This window comes from Arthrobacter sp. PM3, from assembly GCF_003352915.1.
GTDB lineage: Bacteria > Actinomycetota > Actinomycetes > Actinomycetales > Micrococcaceae > Arthrobacter.
In genome coordinates, this window is record NZ_CP022314.1 from 1541791 (window position 1) to 1559078 (window position 17288).

Below are 17288 nucleotides of genomic sequence, written 5' to 3' on the forward strand. Positions count from 1 at the left end.
CCTAGACTCAGGAGCATGTCAGGACCAGGCCCGGGCCGCAGCGGCCGGATTCCGCCCCCGCCGCGACGGGCCACGGCGTGGCTCGTCCTCGCACTGCTCGCCGCGGCCCCGGTGGCGGTGCTCTCTGTCTTCCGGGCGGTCCCGGGTGCGTGGCCACGGCTGGTGGTCCAGCTCCTGTCCTTCACGCCCTGGCTCGCGGTCCCCGCCGCCGCCGGGGTCGCCTTCGCGTCGTTGAGCCGGCGCGCCTGGCTGTTCGCGACGACGACGGCGCTGCTGGCCCTGCAGCTGTTCTGGATCTTCGCGCCGGGCCTGGCCCGTTCGGCGCCGGGCGCAGCGACCCGGCGGGTGGAGCTGAAGGTGATGAACATCAACGCATTGCATGGTGAGGCGGATGCGGCCGCGATCGTCCGGCTGGTCCGGGACAACGGCATCGGGCTCCTGGCCGTGGAGGAACACACACCCGCCCTGGAGGAGCGGCTGGACGCCGCGGGACTGGCGGGCCTGCTGCCCCACCGGGTCAGCCGTCCCGCCGCCCGCGCCTCCGGCACCGCGGTTTTCTCCGTCCACCCCTTGGAGCTGACGGGGATGGTGCCGGATTCCCAGTTCGTCATGCCGACGGTCCGGCTCCGGCCCGTCCTCGGGGACGGGTCCGCGACCGTGGAGGTAACTGTCGTGCACGCCAAGCCGCCGGTGGATGCCGGCGTCACGCGGTGGCGGCAGGACCTCGCCGCGCTGGGCAAGGTGGCCGCCCGCCCCGGGAACGTGGTGCTGATCGGCGATTTCAATGCCACCTACGATCACGCCGAGTTCCGCCAGCTGCTGGCTGGAGACGGCGGTCGGCCGCTGGCGGACGTCGGCGTTGCGGCCGGGTCGCGGCTGATCCCCACCTGGCCCATGGACGGCCTGCCGCTGCCGGGCATCACGATCGACCACATCGTCACCAGCACTGAGATCCAGGGCAGCGCCTACGCGGTGCACCAGGTGCCGGGCACGGACCACGCCGCTGTCGTGGCCACTCTCAGCATCCCGGCGGACGCCGGCTAGCCCTTCCGGATCATCTTGAAATTGGAGGCCTGGGCCACCGGGCGGATCACGATCTCGTCCAGGTTGACGTGATGCGGGAGGGCGACGGCGTAGCGGACCACGTCCGCGACGTCCGCGGCGGTCAGCGGCTTCTCGACGCCGGCGTAGACCTTGGCGGCCGCGTCCCGGTCCCCGAGCCGGTTCAGCGCGAACTCCTCCGTCTGGACCAGGCCGGGGGCCACCTCAATGACCCGGACGTTGTGCTCGGCCTCTTCAAGCCGCAGGGCGCCGGTCAGGGCGTGCTGGGCGAACTTGGCCGCGTTGTAGCCGCCGCCGCCCTCATAGGCCGCCAGGCCGGCCGTCGACGTGAGGTTCAGGACCGTGCCCTCGCCGCAGGCCCGCAGCATGGGCAGGAACGCACGGATCAGCTTCATGCTGCCCAGCACGTTGACCTGGTACATCCACTCCCAGTCCCCGGTCTTGGCCTCGGCCACCTTGTCGGCGCCCCGGGCGCCGCCGGCGATGTTGATCAGGGTGTCGATGCCGCCGGCCCGGGTCACCTCATCGAGCAGCCTGGCGATGTCGGCGTCGTCGGTCACGTCCGCCGGAAGCGCGACGGCGCCGGTCTCGGCGGCGAGCGCATCGAGCCGGTCGGCACGGCGGGCCACCGCGAACACGGTCCAGCCTTCCTTGCGCAGGGCGCGCACGGTGGCTTCGCCGATGCCGGTGCTGGCGCCGGTCACTACTGCCGCTTTGGCTGCTGTTGTTGTATTTGCAGTTCCTGCGTTGTGGGTTCCCTCAGTCATGACACCACCCTAACGGCAAGCCCGAGGCGCCCGCGCGGGCCGCCGTCGTCGTCCGCGGGGCGTCCCGGACGCGCTTGATCACGAAGCTTCCGGCCGTGTTGGGCCCGGAATTGTCCCGGAATTGTCCCGGAATTGTCCCGGAATTGTCCCGTTGAGTATGCTCCTGCAGGTCGGCGCCGCCTGCCATGGAAGAATTGACCCATGGCTGAAGACACGCAGGGTACAGACACGCCCACCACCGCCCCCATCAACGTTCCGGACAAGCCCGCCCTCGAGGGGCTGGAAGCCGCCCTCACCCGGCGCTGGCTTGACGAAGGGACCTACAAGTTCAATCCGGACACCACCCGGGAACAGGTCTACTCGATCGACACTCCCCCGCCGACGGCGTCGGGTTCCCTCCACGTCGGACACATGTTCTCCTACACGCAGACCGACGTCCTGGCCCGCTACCAGCGCATGACCGGCAAGAACGTCTTCTACCCCATGGGCTGGGACGACAACGGCCTGCCCACCGAGCGCCGCGTCCAGAACTACTACGGCGTGCGCTGCGATCCGGCGATCGCCTACGACGCCGGTTACCGTCCCCCGGCCGAGCCCGCCAAGAACCAGCGCGACTTCGATGTGATCTCCCGCAGGAACTTCATCGAGCTGTGCGAAGAGCTCGCGGTCGAGGACGAGAAGGTCTTCGAGCACCTCTTCCGGACCCTGGGCCTGTCGGTGGACTGGAACCTGACCTACCGGACCATTGATGACAAGTCCCGCGCGATTTCCCAGCGCGCCTTCCTGGCCAACCTGGGCTCTGGGGACGCCTACATGGCCGAGGCGCCCACCCTGTGGGATGTCACGTTCCGCACCGCGGTGGCCCAGGCCGAGCTGGAGGACCGCGAGGTCGCCGGCGCCTACTACCGTTACCCGTTCTTCACCGCCGACGGCGAGAAGATCTTCATCGAGACCACCCGCCCCGAACTGCTGGCCGCGTGCGCCGCGCTGGTGGCAAACCCCGACGACGAGCGGTACCGCCCGCTGTTCGGCAAGAAGGTCACCTCTCCCCTGTTCGGCGTCGAGGTGGAGGTCAAGGCCCACCCGCTCGCCAAGGCCGACAAGGGCTCGGGCATCGCCATGGTCTGCACCTTCGGCGACCTCACCGACGTCACCTGGTGGCGTGAACTGCAGCTGCCCACCCGCGCGATCGTGGGCCGCGACGGCCGCATCATCGGCGACACTCCGGACTGGATCACCACCGAAGCAGGCCGTGGCGCGTTCGCCGCGATCGCCGGCAAGACCGTCTTCAGCGCCAAGGAGGCCGTGGTGGAGCTCCTCGCTGCGGCGGACCTGCTGGACGGCGAGCCGAAGAAGATCATGCACCCGGTGAACTTCTTCGAGAAGGGTGACAAGCCCCTCGAGGTCGTGACCTCCCGCCAGTGGTACATCCGCAACGGCGGCCGGGAAGAGGACCGCCGCGAGCGCCTGATCGGCCGCGGCAACGAGATCGAGTTCCACCCGTCCTTCATGCGTTCCCGCTACGAGAACTGGATTTCCGGGCTCAACGGCGACTGGCTGGTCTCCCGCCAGCGCTTCTTCGGCGTGCCCGTGCCGGTCTGGTACCCGCTGGACGCCGACGGCAACCCCGACTACGACGCCCCGATCCTGCCCGCGGACGCCCAGCTGCCCGTGGACCCGGCCGCCGACGCCGCACCCGGCTACGAGGAAGCCCAGCGCGACGTGCCGGGCGGCTTCACGGGCGACGCCGACGTCCTGGACACGTGGGCCACGTCCTCCCTGACCCCGCAGATCGTGGGCGGCTGGAGCACCGACGAGGCACTCTTCGCCAAGGTCTACCCCTTCGACGTGCGGCCGCAGGGCCACGACATCATCCGGACCTGGCTGTTCTCCTCCGCCGTGCGCGCGGACGCACTGCAGAAGACCGCGCCGTGGAAGCACGCCGCGATCTCCGGCTGGATCCTGGACCCGGACCGCAAGAAGATGTCCAAGTCCAAGGGCAACGTCATTGTTCCCACCGATGTGCTGGAGGAGTACGGCTCCGACGCCGTGCGCTATTGGGCCGCCTCGGCCCGGCTCGGGGCGGACACGGCGTACGAGATCGCCCAGATGAAGATCGGCCGCCGCCTGGCCATCAAGCTGCTGAACGCCTCCAAGTTCGTGCTGAACCTGGGCGCCACCGAGGACTCTGTGGCGTCCGGCGACCTGTCCGTGCTGAGCAACCCCCTGGACCGGGCCGTCCTGGCCCAGCTTGCCGACGTCGTCCAGCAGGCCACCAAGGCGTTCGAGGGCTACGACTATGCCCGGGCGCTGCAGATCACGGAGAGCTTCTTCTGGAACTTCACCGACGACTACGTGGAGCTCATCAAGGACCGCGCGTACGGCGCCGCCGGCGAGGAGCAGCAAGCGTCCGTCCTGGCCGCCCTCGCGACGAGCCTGGATACGCTCCTGCGGCTCTTCGCACCGTTCCTGCCGTTCGCCACGGAGGAAGTCTGGAGCTGGTGGCGCGCGGGGTCGGTGCACCGGGCCCAGTGGCCGGCCGCGGTGGAGGTCGACGGCGACACGACGCTCCTGGCGACGGTCGGCACCGCCCTCAGCGGCATCCGCAAGGCCAAGTCCGAAGCCAAGGTCAAGCAGCGCACCGAGGTGCTCTCGGCCGCAATCACGGCGCCGGAAGGGATCATCACCCAGCTCAAGGCCGGCCTGGCGGACCTGAAGGCCGCGGCCAACGCGCGGGAGATCGCGCTTGTGGCCGGCGAAGGTGAACTGGCCGTCAGTGATGTGGTGCTGGCAGCTCCCGAGGAGCCCGCCCAGGCGTAGTCTCCGGCGGAAGCACTAGAAGGGGCCCCCGGTCCGGTTCGGGGAAGCAGTTCTGATCCGGACCGGGGGCCCCTTCGGCGTGTCAGGGAGGCTCAGATTTCGAAGGACGTCCCGAAGTGTGTCAGCACCGGCGGGGCTGCCAGGAGCTCTCCCAATCCGCTTGCGCCGTCGCCTGCCCGCCAGGCGCGATAGGCGGCGTCGTGTTCCATCGACACCCACTGTTCGACCACCAGAAAGTGCGCCGGATCATTGCTGTCAACCAGCACGTCGACGCCGAGGCAGCCGTCAAAGTCACGCGTATCGGAGGGAATGTCGCGGAGCACCGCCGGCGCCGTGGGCAAGGCCTCCGCTTTAAGGGTCAGGTCAAGGTGGGCTGTAACGGGCATGGCACTCCAATGTTCGCAGGTGGGCACAGGACAAAACCGGGCGGGATGCCCGGAGATCATGGCACCGGAGCCGCTGCCCTGTCACTGGAAGCAACAGCCGGGCCGCCGGGCTTGTTCCTTCGGCCCTGAACCCGTGCGGGTCGCCGCCGAGGTCACCCGGAGCGGATGAGGCGCCGCACCTCGCCGGGGGCACAGAATGAAGCTGCGGCGGTCCGTCGGATCGCCTTCCACCCAAGAAGACACGGAGGTCATCCGCATGGCTGAGATATTCGATGAACTGGGGCCGGTGGACTGGCTCGTCGTGGAGTTCCCGGGTCCCGACTTCGGCAAGGGCCAGGTCGCCCCGTTCCTGGAGGACCTCGTCCAGCGTGACCTCATCAGGGTGCTCGACATGGTGTTCCTGAGAAAGACCGAGGACGGCACGCTTGAGACGGCCGAGATTTCCGACCTCGACCCGAGCGAGCTCGGCGAACTGCGCACGGCCGAGGCCGAACTGGCCATGGTGCTCTCCGAGCAGGACGTCATGGACCTTGCCGAGACGATCGCACCCGGCCACTCCGCCGCCGTGCTCGTCTGGGAAAACCAGTGGGCGGCCCCGTTCGGCACCGCAGTCCGCAAGGCCGGCGGCCAGCTCGTGGCAAGCGGCCGGATCCCGACCCAAGCTGTCATCGCTGCATTCCAGGCCGACGCCGAAGCCGAGTCCACCGAAGAAACGAAAGAAGGAGCCTGACATGCCGCTGGCAGCACGACGCATGCGCAGGACCGCCGCCGCAGTCGGCGGGGCCGTTGTGGTCGCCCACGGGATCAACCGCCGTGGCGATCGCAGGGAGGACCGCCGGGATGACCGGCGGGACGACCGCGGCGACCGCCGGGACGACCGGCGCGACCGACGCGACTAACCCCGCGGCGGACACCACCGGGGCGGCTCCCGGCAAACACAGGTGCGCATGACCCGTCCAGGTCATGCGCACCGTACACAATTTTTGATCCGACTATTCGCGGGCCTACTCTTGGGCCGCCCTCTTTTGGGCAAAGGGGAAGCCCCATCAGCGTTTTGCCGTTGGTGGGGCTTCGACTTTTCGATTGTCACGTGACGTCTTAGACAATCTGGCGGGATCCTTAGATTTCCAGGTCTTCCTACCTCGTCACTGGTAGCCATCATCTGACTTTGCCGAAGGCTGCGTCGGATAAGTGTCACTGAATCTTTGGTTCCTGCGTCCCAATTCTTTCGAAGTGGGTAAGATCAATTGTGATCCCGGTCACCCCCAAACGCAAGGGGCGGGGAAGAATTACACGTCAGTAATTCTTCCCCTGCCCATTCGGGACGCCGGCGGCGCCGCGGTTTAGTCGAAGACGGGGCTTTCGGTGCGGCTGCGCTTGATTTCGAAGAAGTAGGGGAAGGAAGCCAGGGTCACCGTGGCGTCCCAGAGGCGTCCGGCTTCTTCGCCGCGCGGGATCCTGGTTAGGACCGGGCCAAAGAATGCGGTGCCGTTGAACGCAACCACCGGCGTGCCGACGTCCTGGCCCACGAGCGAGATCCCGGCCTCGTGGCTGGCCCGCAACCGGGCGTCGAATTCCTCCGACTGCCCGGCCGCGGCGAGCCCGGCGGGCAGGCCCGTCTCGGCCAGCGACTTGGCGATGACCTCGTCGATGTCTTTGTTGCCTTCATTGTGGATCTTGGTGCCCATGGCATCGTAGAGCGGCTTGATGTACCCGGTGCCGTGCTGTTCGGCGGCGGCCGTAATGACCCGGACCGGGGCCCAGGCCTTTTGCATGAGTTCCTTGTAGTTCTCGGGCAGCTCGTCCCGGCCCTCGTTGAGCACAGAGAGGCTCATGACGTGCCATTCGGTCGTGATGTCGCGGACGTCTTCCACTTCGCCGATCCAGCGGGAGGTGACCCAGGCGAAGGGGCACATCGGATCGAACCAGAAATCGGCCTTATTAGAAACAGTTTCAGACACAGGCGGTCTCCTCTGGAAATCTTGGGGGCGAAAGTCTTCAGGGCATGGCGCACTCATGGCGCGCCAAGAGGGTGTAGCGGGGAATTAAGCGGATTTATTCCGCCGCTTGGCCACGACGTCGTGGGCGATCATTGTCGGCGGGGCTTTCTTGGCCACGACGTCGGCGGTGATCACGACGCTGGCGATATCGTCACGGCTGGGGAGGTCGAACATGACCGGAAGCAGCACTTCCTCCATGATGGCCCGGAGCCCGCGGGCGCCGGTGCCACGTTCGAGCGCCTGGTCGGCGATCATGTTCAGGGCTTCCTCGTCGAAGACCAGTTCGACGCCGTCGAGCTGGAACATTTTCTGGTACTGCTTGACGAGCGCGTTCTTTGGCGTGGACAGGATCTGGATCAGGGCCGGACGGTCCAGGTTCGAGACGGTCGTGATCACCGGCAGCCGGCCGATGAACTCAGGGATCAGGCCGAACTTGAGCAGGTCCTCCGGCATGACCTCGCCGTAGGAATCCGCAGTGTTCTTGACCTCGTTGAGCGGGGCGCCGAAGCCGATGCCCTTGCGCCCGGACCGTGAACCGATGATTTCCTCGAGGCCGGCGAAAGCACCGGCGACGATGAACAGCACGTTCGTGGTGTCGATCTGGATGAATTCCTGGTGCGGGTGCTTGCGTCCGCCCTGCGGCGGGACGGAGGCGACCGTGCCCTCGAGAATCTTCAGGAGCGCCTGCTGCACGCCCTCGCCCGAGACGTCGCGGGTGATCGACGGGTTCTCGCTCTTGCGCGAGATCTTGTCGATCTCATCGATGTAGATGATGCCCTGCTCGGCCTTCTTGACGTCATAGTCCGCGGCCTGGATGAGTTTCAGGAGGATGTTTTCGACGTCCTCGCCGACGTAGCCGGCCTCGGTCAGGGCCGTGGCGTCGGCGACCGCGAACGGGACGTTCAGACGGCGCGCCAGGGTCTGGGCCAGGTAGGTCTTGCCGCAGCCGGTGGGGCCGATCAGGAGGATGTTGGACTTGGCGATCTCGACGTCGTCGTGGTGAACGCCGTCGGCGAGGCTGCCGCTCTTGGGCGCGTGCCCGGCCTGGATCCGCTTGTAGTGGTTGTAGACGGCGACGGCGAGCGAGCGCTTGGCCGGTTCCTGCCCGATCACGTATTCCTGCAGGAAGTCGAAAATCTCGCGGGGCTTGGGCAGTTCGAAACTGCCGAGGTCGGCTACTTCGGCGAGTTCCTCTTCGATGATCTCGTTGCAGAGTTCGATGCACTCGTCGCAGATGTAGACGCCGGGCCCGGCAATGAGCTTGCGGACCTGCTTCTGGCTCTTTCCACAGAAAGAACACTTCAGCAGATCCGTGCTCTCGCCAATCCGAGCCATGTGTGAACCCCTTTAGTAGCTTGCTGCTGGCTGTGACATGTTCCACTCTAGGTCACTTTGGGCCCGATGGGTGGAAAGCGGACGCCGGTGCGGCCATGTGAAGGTGCCGCACCGGCGTCGCCTGGTGCTGGTTAGCGGGTGATGGCCTGGGGCTTGATCTTGCGGGAATCCAGGACCTGGTCGATGAGGCCGTAGTTCATGGCCTCGGCGGCGGTGAGGATCTTGTCCCGCTCGATGTCGTTGTTGACCTGCTCCGGCGTCCGGCCGGAGTGGCGGGCCAGCGTGTCTTCGAGCCAGGAGCGCATCCGCATGACTTCGGCGGCCTGGATCTCGAGGTCCGAGGCCTGGCCGCCCTGGCCGCCCGAGAGCGAGGGCTGGTGGATCAGGACCCGCGCGTTCGGCAGGGCCAGGCGCTTGCCCGGGGTGCCGGCGGCCAGGAGCACAGCGGCGGCGCTGGCCGCCTGGCCCAGGCAGACGGTCTGGATCTCGGGCCGGATGTACGTCATGGTGTCGTAGATCGCGGTCATGGCGGTGAAGGAGCCGCCCGGGGAGTTGATGTAGAGGGTGATGTCGCGGTCCGGGTCGGTGGACTCGAGCACCAGCAACTGCGCCATGATGTCATCGGCCGAGGCGTCGTCGACCTGGACGCCGAGGAAGATGATGCGGTCCTCGAACAGCTTGGTGTACGGGTCCTGGCGCTTGAAGCCGTAGGGCGTGCGCTCTTCGAACTGCGGCAGGACGTAGCGGCTGCTCGGCATGTGGCCGGCGGTCGATCCGAAGTTGTAGTTCATGTTCATTGCTCCTGAAGTCATTTCTCGCTACCTGCCCGTCAGTTCCCGGCCGTGGAACCGTTGGCGTTCGTTCCGCCGCCGCCGGCCACGGATCCGGCGTGCGCGGCGATCTTGTCAAAGAAGCCGTATTCCAGGGCTTCCGTTGCTGTGAACCACTTGTCGCGGTCGTTGTCCTTGAGGATGGTTTCCACGGTCTGTCCGGTCTGGTCCGCGGTCAGCTCGGCCATGACCTTCTTCATGTGCAGGATCAGCTCGGCCTGGATCTTGATGTCCGAGGCCGTGCCGCCGATGCCCCCGGAGGGCTGGTGCATGAGGATGCGGGCATTGGGGGTGGCGTAGCGCTTGCCCTTGGTGCCGGAGGAGAGCAGGAACTGGCCCATGGACGCGGCCAGGCCGGTTGCCACGGTGACCACATCGTTAGGGATGAACTGCATGGTGTCGTAGATGGCCATGCCCGCGGTTACGGAGCCGCCGGGCGAGTTGATGTAGAGGTAAATGTCCTTCTCGGGGTTTTCCGCCGAGAGCAGCAGCAGCTGTGAGCAGATCGCGTTGGCGTTGTCGTCGCGGACCTCGGAGCCGAGCCAGATGATGCGCTCTTTCAGCAGGCGGTTGTAAATGTAGTTATCCTGGGCTGCCGGGTCGACCGTGGCCATCCGGGGTGCCCCTGCTTGCTGTGACATATGTACTTACCTCTCACTGGCGACGGTGATCTCACTGAACGACATCACTGAACTTTCCTACATGGACACTAACGGTTTTCCGGGCCCGTTTGTGCGCGGGCGCGGGGCTGTTCGCTGTCGGCGCACGATTGCCGGAACGCCCCTGGCGGCGAAGACAGAAGCCGGGACAGAAGGCCAGGACACGTGGTTTAAAACAAGCGGCCCCCGGATCGGTGATCCAGGGGCCGTTCGCGATATTGCTAGAACTTCACTGCTGCCGGGTCATCGCTCGGCGTGGCGTCGGCAGCTGCTTCCTCGGAAGCTTCGTCCTCGACGGCCTCGGCGGGGGCCGGAGCGGCCTCGTCGCCGGGGCGGACGAACTCGCTCAGGTCAACCTTGTTGCCCTCGGAGTCGGTGACCTCAGCCTGGCCCAGGACGACGGCCAGTGCCTTGCGGCGGCGGACCTCGGAGACCATCATGGGCACCTGGCCGCTCTGGTCGATGATCTGCGCGAACTGGTTGGGGTCCATGCCGTACTGGCTGGCGGTGGTGACGATGTAGTCGATCAGCTCGTTCTGGCTGACATTGACTTCTTCCTTTTCGGCGATGGCGTCAAGGATGATCTCGTTCTGGAAGGCACGCTCGGTGTTGGCCTTGACCTCGGCGCGGTGCTCCTCGGTGTCGTGCTCGCCTTCACCGTGGGCGTTCTCGGCGCTGAAGTGCTGCTCGAGCTGCTCTTCGACGATCGATGCCGGAACGGGAACCTCGACGAGCTCAACGAGCTTGTCCAGGACCTTGTCGCGGGCCTCGACGCCCTGCTCCACCACCTTGGACTCGGCGGCCTGCTTGGCGAGGTCCTCGCGGAGCTCGGCCAGGGTGTCGAACTCGCTGGCGAGCTGGGCGAAGTCGTCGTCGGCGACGGGGAGCTCGCGCTCCTTGACGGCCTTGACGGTGACCTTCACCTGGGCGGATTCGCCGGCGTGCTCGCCGCCCACCAGGGTGGTGTCGAAGATGGCGTCTTCGTCGGCGCTGAGGCCGGTAACGGCCTCGTCGAGGCCTTCGAGCATGGTGCCCGCGCCCACCTGGTAGGACAGGCCGGCGGCGGAGTCGACCTCGGCGCCGTCGATCGAGGCGGCGATATCGATGGTCAGGAAGTCCTTGTCGGCGGCCGGGCGGTCCACGGTCTTCAGGGTGCCGAAGCGGCCGCGGAGCTCGTCCAGGGCCTTGTCGACGTCGGCGTCGGAAGACTCGGCCGCGGCAACCTCGACCTTGATGCCGGCGTAGTCGGGCAGCTCGATCTCGGGACGGATGTCCACCTCGGCGTGGAACTTGAGCTCGCCGTCGGTGGCGGACGGGTCCGGAACCTCGGTGATTTCAACCTCGGGACGGCTCAGCGGGCGGATGCCCGTTTCCTGCACGGCAGCCTGGTACCAGCCGTTGAGCCCTTCGTTGATGGCCGTCTCCAGGACGTAGCCGCGGCCGACGCGCTGGTCAATGAGCTTGGAGGGAACCTTGCCCTTGCGGAAACCGGGGACCTGGATCTGCGAAGCAACGCTCTTGTATGCCTCTGCGATGCTGGGCTTCAATTCCTCAAAGGGGACCTCAACATTGAGCTTGACCCGCGTGGGGGTGAGGTTCTCGACAGCGCTCTTCACAGTCTAAGTACTCCTGGTGTGGGGGGAATAGGGTTCTGCAGTGCCACGGGCTGGCAGTGCTTGCAGAGTCGGGGTGACAGGATTTGAACCTGCGACTTCCTGCTCCCAAAGCAGGCGCTCTAGCCAAGCTGAGCTACACCCCGTAAGTGCACAGAACAGTCTACGGTCATACCGCGCTGATTTGCACATTTGACACCGGGGCCCTGCATTAGGTTTAGTTGTATCCGGCTTGAACAGCCGACCGGAAGTTTTGCTCGAATTCAGCTTGCTAAATTCACGTTGAAATCAGGCACATCTCCTGGGGACGTAGCTTAATGGTAAAGCCTCAGTCTTCCAAACTGATTACGCGGGTTCGATTCCCGTCGTCCCCTCCACGCACGCCGTGAGGCATGTAAAGAATGTGAAGAAAAAAGCCCCTCCCCGGAGGGGCTTTTTTCGTCCTCATCCTGGACTGCTTCTCCGCCGGTCAGGCCTGCTGGCATTGCGGGCACCAGTACAGCTTCCGGGCGCCCAGCTCCGTAAGCGCCACCGCGGTTCCGCAATCGCGGCAGTCCTGGCCGTGCCGGCGGTAGACGAAGTGGGACCTGCCGGGGTCCGGCAGGCCTGCCGCCGGTCCGTCGGCGGGCGTCACCGCGGGTTCGTCGCGGACGGCACCCCAGTACTGCGGGGGCGTCGTAATGATCCGGCCGTCCCGGACGCCGTCGGACATCAGGGCCGCGGTATCGTCCCAAAGCCGGCGGGCAGCGTCCGATGACAGTGCCGTCCCGGGCAGCCACGGGTTGATGCGCTGCCTGAACAGCAGTTCGGCCCGGTAGACATTCCCGACGCCGGCAATCACCTTCTGGTCCATGAGCAGGGCAGCGACGGGTGTGCGTTTGCCGGTGACGACGGCGGCGAAGGTGTCCCGGTCGCCCGGCAGGTTGCGCAGCGGGTCCGGGCCCAGCCGGGCCAGGACGCCCGCGGCCTCCGGCCCGGTAATGGCCTCGCACGTCGTGGCGCCGCGCAGGTCCGCCCAGCCGTGCGCGCCAACGAGCCGGACGCGGACGGCGCCGACCGGCGCCGGCGGCCCTGCGTACGCAGGCGATGCAGCGGCGTCGGCCCCGGCGTCCGCGCCGGCGTCGTAAACCTCCCGCTCCCCCACTTTCCGGGGCGCCCCGATGCTGGAGGCGCCGCGGAACGCGGCATCCCCGCCGAAATCCCAGGCGCCGTAGAGGCCCAGATGGACGTGCAGGACCACGCCGTGGTCGAACTCAAGGAAGAGATGCTTCCCGTGAGCTGTCGCGGCCGTCATGACGTGGCCGTCCAACAAGGCGGCGCCGGGCGCGAACCGCCCCTGCGGACTTGAGACGCTCAGCCTCTCCGCCGCAAAAACGTCACCGAACTGGCGTGCCAGCCGGTGGACGGAGTGCCCTTCCGGCACTAGACGACAACCTCGCCGGTGCGCTCGTAGGTGGCGATTTTGCCGATCCGGCGGACGTGGCGCTCGTCGTTGCTGAACGGCTCGGCCAGGAAGGCCTCGATGATGGCGGTAGCCTCCTCCACACTGTGCTGGCGGCCTCCGACAGCCACCACGTTGGCGTCGTTGTGTTCGCGGGCGAGCTGCGCAGTGGACAGGTTCCAGGCCAGGGCGGCGCGCACGCCCTTGACCTTGTTGGCTGCGATCTGTTCGCCGTTGCCGGAGCCGCCCAGAACGATGCCCAGGGCGTGGGTTCCCGCTTCCTGGTCGGCGACGACGGCGAGTGCGGCGTTGATGCAGAACGAGGGGTAGTCGTCGAGGGCGTCGTAGACCTTGGGCCCGTGGTCCACCACCTCGTAGCCCTTGGCGCTGAGGTGGCTGACGAGGTGGGCGCTGAGCTCCATTCCGGCGTGGTCGGTGGCAATGTGCACGCGGGGGAAGTCAGAAGTGGTCACGGCGGGTCCGTTCGGTTGCGGCGCCGGGCGGCGGCCGGGGGCGGGTGGGGGCTGGTCCAAGCCTACTAGGCCGGGCCCCCGGGGGCCGTGCCGCGGGGCGTCCGTGTGACGTGCGGGTCCGGCGTGTTACTACGGTGTCCGGCCGCTCTTACTGCTGTGTTCCGCCGTTCCGGCGGGCCCGGGCCGCCACCCGGGACAGTGTGCGGGCAATATTGTCTGCCGAGACGGCGCTGCCGCCGCTGACCGCGAGCCGGCGCCCGTCCGAGCGGTCGACCACCACCGCGGGGCCGCTGCTGACCAGCAGCGTCGTGGTGTTCCCGTGGATCCGGTAGCCCCAACCGCCGAAGTCCGCCGCCCTGACCTCCCGGGGAGTGGCGGCGTCGATGGCCGCGGCCGGGACGTCCATGACGCGGACAAATCCTGCGGCGAAGACCCGCAGCCCGGTGCGGTCAACCCGGATCCGGGCGAAGAGGAACGCCGCCGCCACGAGCGCCGCGGCCACCAGCAGCCCGGCCAGCCAGGGGACGGAAATACTCAGGAGCGCGGCGGGCAAGAGAGTGGCGATGCCCAGCATGACGAAGATTGAACTGCGGGCGTGGACCCAGAGGCCGACGCGGTCCCTGGCCAGTTCCGGGTCCTGTTCGCGTTCCAGTGCCTGTTGCATGGCGAGGTCGTCGTCAACGGACCAGCGCTCGTCAGCCTTGAAGACAAATCCCATCACGACGCCCAGGCCAACGGCCAGGCCGCTTCCCAGGGCCAGGACAGAGACGTCCACGTGGGACGCCCGCGCGTCGGGCAGTCCGATCTGGCCGACCAGGACGGCGGCGAGGACCGTGGTGATGAACAGGCTCAGGGAGAACCCGGCACCCATCATGATGCGGCGCATCATCGCGGGACGGGACAGCGGCACGGCCTGCAGCAGCACGGCCCAGCCGATCACCACGATCAGGGCTGCCCCGGCGCCCGTCACGGCGGCGAACGGCGCGAAGTCCGCGGCCCCGGCGTCGGTCCAACGGACGGCCAGCGGTTCGGGCAGTTCCGGGCGGACCAGCAGGGCGCACACCACGAATCCGGCCGCCAGCATGAGCGGGAACCCGATGGCGAAGCGCAACGCCCTGGTGTCGGCTGAGTCCCTGAACTTTCCCATACTCCCAACGCTACCCCCGACGCGCCCGCACCTTCGGCGGGCCGGGATCCGCGCCTCCGGCGGGGTTGCCGCGGGAAACTCTGTGGCCGGCTCCCTTGCCTCAGCGCGCTGACGTGAAAGAATAATTTCACAGTATCGCCGGCGGCTGCGGCCGGACGGCAGTATCCATCGTCTTCTGGAGGCCCCTTTGCCCGGTATGAACCTGACCCGCACCGAAGCCCGCGAGCGCGCCGCCCTGATCGACGTCGAGTCCTATGAGGTCAGCCTCGACCTGACCCGCGGCGAGAACGTCTTCGGGTCCACCACGGCCGTGAAGTTCTCGGCCAAGCCGGGGTCGTCGACCTTCATCGACGCTGTCACCCACGCCGTGCACAGCGTGAGCCTCAACGGGCGTGAACTGGATCCGGCGGAGGTTTCCGACGGTGTCCGGATCCAGCTCCCGGACCTGGCGGCCGAGAACCACCTGCTCGTGGTCGCGGAGGCCCCCTACATGAACACCGGAGAAGGCCTGCACCGGTTCGTGGACCCGGTGGACAACGAGGTCTATCTCTACACACAGTTCGAGGTGCCCGATTCGCGCCGCATGTTTGCCGTGTTCGAACAGCCCGACCTGAAGGCGAGCTTCACGTTCACCGTGACGGCGCCCTCGCACTGGGACGTCGTCTCCAACTCCCCCACCCCGGTGCCGGTGGAGACCATTCCCGGTGAAGACGGCGGCGCCCGCTCGGTCTGGGAGTTCACGCCCACCCCGCGGCTGTCCTCTTATGTCACGGCCTTGATCGCCGGGCCGTACCAGTCGGTCCGCAGCGAGGTCACCTCCGCGCAGGGCCGCGTGACCCCGCTGGGCATCTTCGCCCGCAAGTCCCTCATGCAGTACCTGGACGCGGACAACATCTTCGAACTCACCAGGCAGGGCTTCGAGTTCTTCGAGGCTCAGTTCGGCTGCCCGTACCCGTTCGAGAAGTACGACCAGCTGTTCGTGCCGGAGTTCAACGCCGGCGCCATGGAGAACGCCGGGGCCGTCACAATCCTGGAAGGCTATGTCTTCCGCGGCAAGGTCACCGACGCCCAGGTGGAGCGGCGCGCCATCACCGTGCTGCACGAACTCGCGCACATGTGGTTCGGCGACCTCGTCACGATGCGCTGGTGGAATGACCTCTGGCTCAACGAGTCCTTCGCCGAGTACATGTCCCACCTGGCCGCAGTGGAGAACACCGAGTTCGACCACGCCTGGACCACCTTCGCCTCCGTGGAGAAATCCTGGGCCTACCGGCAGGACCAGCTGCCCACCACGCACCCGATCTTCGCCGAGATCAACGACCTCCAGGACGTCGAGGTGAACTTCGACGGCATCACCTACGCCAAGGGCGCGTCGGTGCTGCGCCAGCTCGTCGCCTGGGTGGGTCCGGAGGAATTCATGTCCGGGGTCCGGGAGTACTTCAGCAAGCACGCCTGGCAGAACACCGAGCTCAGCGACCTCATGGCCGAACTGGAGAAGGCCAGCGGCCGTGACCTGGGCCAGTGGGGCCGGTTGTGGCTGGAGACCGCCGGCGTCAACACCCTGACCCCGGACATCGCCGCGGCCGCTGACGGCACCATCGGCTCCTTCGCGATCGTGCAGTCGGCCACCGGGAGTGAACCGACGCTCCGGCCGCACCGGCTCGCCGTTGGCTTCTACAACCTCAATGACGCCGGCAAGCTCGAGCGCGTGCACCGCGAGGAGCTCGATGTCGACGGCGAACGCACCGAGGTTCCGGCCCTCGCCGGCCTGGCCCGGCCGGACCTCGTCCTGCTCAACGACGACGACCTCGCCTACGCGAAGGTCCGGCTCGACCCGACGTCCCTCGCCACGGCGACGGCCCACCTGAAGGACTTCAGCCGGAGCCTGCCGCGCACGCTGGTCTGGGGCTCGGCCTGGGATGCGGCGCGCGACGGCGACAGCCCGGCCCGCGGCTATGTCGACCTGATCCTGGCCAACATTGCCGAGGAATCCGACTCCTCCGTGATCCTGGTCCAGTTGCGCCAGCTGGCCACCACCCTGACCTTCTACGTGGCCGAAGAGCACAAGGAGGCCACCGCCGTGGCCGCGGCCGACACCCTCTGGGACCTCGCCTCGGCCGTGCCGCCCGGCTCGGACGCGCAGCTGCAGTTCGTGAAGTCCTACGCCCTGCTGGCCCGCAGCGCCGGGCAGCTGGATACAATTTCCGGCCTGCTGGACGGCTCGCTCACCCTCGACGGGCTGAGCGTGGACCAGGACCTGCGGTGGGAGCTGCTGGCCTCCCTCGTCGTAGGCGGACGCGCCGGGCAGGAGCGGATCGACGAGGAGCTGGCACAGGACAACACGGCCAACGGACAAAACGCGGCAGCCCTGGCGAAGGCGGCCATCCCCACCCCCGAGGCGAAGGCCGAGGCCTGGGAATCCATTGTGGTCAAGGGCGAGCTCTCCAACGCCCTGCAGGGCTCCGCGGTGACCGGCTTCACCCGGGTCCTGGACACGTCCCTGCTGGAACCGTACGCCGAGAAGTACTTCGAAGCCGTCCCGGGGATCGTGGCCAGCCGCACCCACGCCCTGGCCCAGCAGATCGTCGTCGGGCTCTACCCGGCCCAGCTGACCACGCAGGCCACCGTGGACCGGACCGACGCGTTCCTGGCCGCCCTGCCGGAGGACAGCGCGGCGCTGCGCCGCATGATGCTGGAAAACCGCGACGGCGTGGTCCGCGCCCTGCGCGCCCGCCAGGCCGACATCTAGGGCCGG

Annotated in this window: 14 protein-coding genes and 2 tRNA genes; 5 read left to right on the forward strand and 11 right to left on the reverse strand. The window is 67.4% G+C overall.

From position 1 onward, the window contains the following. Window positions 1-15 precede the first annotated feature (15 nt). A complete protein-coding gene (locus tag CFN17_RS07100; protein WP_208750730.1) occupies window positions 16-1044 on the forward strand; it encodes an endonuclease/exonuclease/phosphatase family protein in 1029 nt (342 codons plus the stop codon). Here CFN17_RS07100 and CFN17_RS07105 read toward each other — a convergent pair. Next, on the reverse strand, window positions 1041-1829 hold the full coding sequence (locus CFN17_RS07105; protein WP_208750731.1) for an SDR family oxidoreductase: 789 nt from the start codon (window positions 1827-1829) through the stop codon (window positions 1041-1043). The two genes, CFN17_RS07100 and CFN17_RS07105, sit on opposite strands and share 4 nt — an antisense overlap. 201 nt (window positions 1830-2030) lie before the next feature. On the opposite strand from CFN17_RS07105, the gene valS reads away from it, so the two are divergent. Beyond that, entirely contained in the window at window positions 2031-4649 is a 2619-nt protein-coding gene (valS, locus tag CFN17_RS07110; protein ID WP_208750732.1) for a valine--tRNA ligase, read from the forward strand. A gap of 92 nt (window positions 4650-4741) precedes the next feature. Here valS and CFN17_RS07115 read toward each other — a convergent pair whose 3' ends face one another. Next, the gene (locus CFN17_RS07115; protein ID WP_208750733.1) at window positions 4742-5035 is read right to left on the reverse strand and encodes a putative quinol monooxygenase; all 294 of its coding nucleotides are present in this window, start codon (window positions 5033-5035) and stop codon (window positions 4742-4744) included. A gap of 256 nt (window positions 5036-5291) precedes the next feature. Between CFN17_RS07115 and CFN17_RS07120 the strand changes: the two genes are divergently transcribed. Further along, window positions 5292-5765 (forward strand): DUF6325 family protein, encoded by a 474-nt coding sequence (locus tag CFN17_RS07120; protein ID WP_208750734.1) that lies wholly within the window; start codon window positions 5292-5294, stop codon window positions 5763-5765. A gap of 613 nt (window positions 5766-6378) precedes the next feature. On the opposite strand, the gene CFN17_RS07125 is transcribed toward CFN17_RS07120, so the two are convergent. The 6 genes from CFN17_RS07125 to CFN17_RS07150 form a co-directional block, all read right to left on the reverse strand. Further along, window positions 6379-6996, reverse strand: coding sequence for a DsbA family protein (locus CFN17_RS07125; protein WP_261792398.1), 618 nt, complete (start codon window positions 6994-6996; stop codon window positions 6379-6381). Window positions 6997-7080: 84 nt separating this feature from the next. After that, window positions 7081-8370, reverse strand: coding sequence for an ATP-dependent Clp protease ATP-binding subunit ClpX (gene clpX, locus CFN17_RS07130; protein WP_208750736.1), 1290 nt, complete (start codon window positions 8368-8370; stop codon window positions 7081-7083). Between the two features lie 131 nt (window positions 8371-8501). Beyond that, on the reverse strand, window positions 8502-9161 hold the full coding sequence (locus CFN17_RS07135; RefSeq protein WP_208751384.1) for an ATP-dependent Clp protease proteolytic subunit: 660 nt from the start codon (window positions 9159-9161) through the stop codon (window positions 8502-8504). Window positions 9162-9199: 38 nt separating this feature from the next. Next, window positions 9200-9814 carry an ATP-dependent Clp protease proteolytic subunit gene (locus tag CFN17_RS07140; protein WP_208751385.1) on the reverse strand — a complete coding sequence of 205 codons (615 nt, stop codon included), beginning with the start codon at window positions 9812-9814 and terminating at the stop codon, window positions 9200-9202. Between the two features lie 266 nt (window positions 9815-10080). Next, complete coding sequence (tig, locus tag CFN17_RS07145) at window positions 10081-11475, reverse strand: trigger factor (protein WP_208750737.1); 1395 nt, start codon at window positions 11473-11475, stop codon at window positions 10081-10083. 68 nt (window positions 11476-11543) lie between these two features. Continuing rightward, window positions 11544-11618, reverse strand: a tRNA-Pro gene (locus tag CFN17_RS07150). A gap of 157 nt (window positions 11619-11775) precedes the next feature. Between CFN17_RS07150 and CFN17_RS07155 the strand changes: the two genes are divergently transcribed. Continuing rightward, window positions 11776-11849: transfer RNA gene (locus CFN17_RS07155), tRNA-Gly, on the forward strand. 92 nt (window positions 11850-11941) lie between these two features. Here CFN17_RS07155 and CFN17_RS07160 read toward each other — a convergent pair. The 3 genes from CFN17_RS07160 to CFN17_RS07170 all read right to left on the reverse strand — a co-directional run bounded on the left by CFN17_RS07160 (window position 11942) and on the right by CFN17_RS07170 (window position 14533). Continuing rightward, on the reverse strand, window positions 11942-12895 hold the full coding sequence (locus CFN17_RS07160; RefSeq protein ID WP_208750738.1) for an Fpg/Nei family DNA glycosylase: 954 nt from the start codon (window positions 12893-12895) through the stop codon (window positions 11942-11944). After that, on the reverse strand, window positions 12895-13386 hold the full coding sequence (locus CFN17_RS07165; RefSeq protein WP_208750739.1) for a ribose-5-phosphate isomerase: 492 nt from the start codon (window positions 13384-13386) through the stop codon (window positions 12895-12897). The genes CFN17_RS07160 and CFN17_RS07165 overlap by 1 nt, the downstream gene beginning before the upstream one ends. 148 nt (window positions 13387-13534) lie before the next feature. Beyond that, window positions 13535-14533 (reverse strand): hypothetical protein, encoded by a 999-nt coding sequence (locus CFN17_RS07170; protein WP_208750740.1) that lies wholly within the window; start codon window positions 14531-14533, stop codon window positions 13535-13537. 196 nt (window positions 14534-14729) lie between these two features. Here CFN17_RS07170 and pepN point away from each other — a divergent pair, with 196 nt between their 5' ends. After that, window positions 14730-17282, forward strand: a complete 2553-nt coding sequence (gene pepN, locus CFN17_RS07175) for an aminopeptidase N (protein WP_208750741.1) — start codon at window positions 14730-14732, stop codon at window positions 17280-17282. Window positions 17283-17288: the final 6 nt, after the last annotated feature.

Bases quoted from the DNA above. Each gene is read 5' to 3' on its own strand.
- CFN17_RS07100 (WP_208750730.1), top strand. From the start codon at position 16: ATGTCAGGACCAGGCCCGGGCCGCAGCGGCCGGATTCCGCCCCCGCCG.
- CFN17_RS07105 (WP_208750731.1), bottom strand. From the start codon at position 1,829: ATGACTGAGGGAACCCACAACGCAGGAACTGCAAATACAACAACAGCA.
- valS (WP_208750732.1), top strand. From the start codon at position 2,031: ATGGCTGAAGACACGCAGGGTACAGACACGCCCACCACCGCCCCCATC.
- CFN17_RS07115 (WP_208750733.1), bottom strand. From the start codon at position 5,035: ATGCCCGTTACAGCCCACCTTGACCTGACCCTTAAAGCGGAGGCCTTG.
- CFN17_RS07120 (WP_208750734.1), top strand. From the start codon at position 5,292: ATGGCTGAGATATTCGATGAACTGGGGCCGGTGGACTGGCTCGTCGTG.
- clpX (WP_208750736.1), bottom strand. From the start codon at position 8,370: ATGGCTCGGATTGGCGAGAGCACGGATCTGCTGAAGTGTTCTTTCTGT.
- CFN17_RS07135 (WP_208751384.1), bottom strand. From the start codon at position 9,161: ATGAACTACAACTTCGGATCGACCGCCGGCCACATGCCGAGCAGCCGC.
- CFN17_RS07140 (WP_208751385.1), bottom strand. From the start codon at position 9,814: ATGGCCACGGTCGACCCGGCAGCCCAGGATAACTACATTTACAACCGC.
- CFN17_RS07170 (WP_208750740.1), bottom strand. From the start codon at position 14,533: ATGGGAAAGTTCAGGGACTCAGCCGACACCAGGGCGTTGCGCTTCGCC.
- pepN (WP_208750741.1), top strand. From the start codon at position 14,730: ATGAACCTGACCCGCACCGAAGCCCGCGAGCGCGCCGCCCTGATCGAC.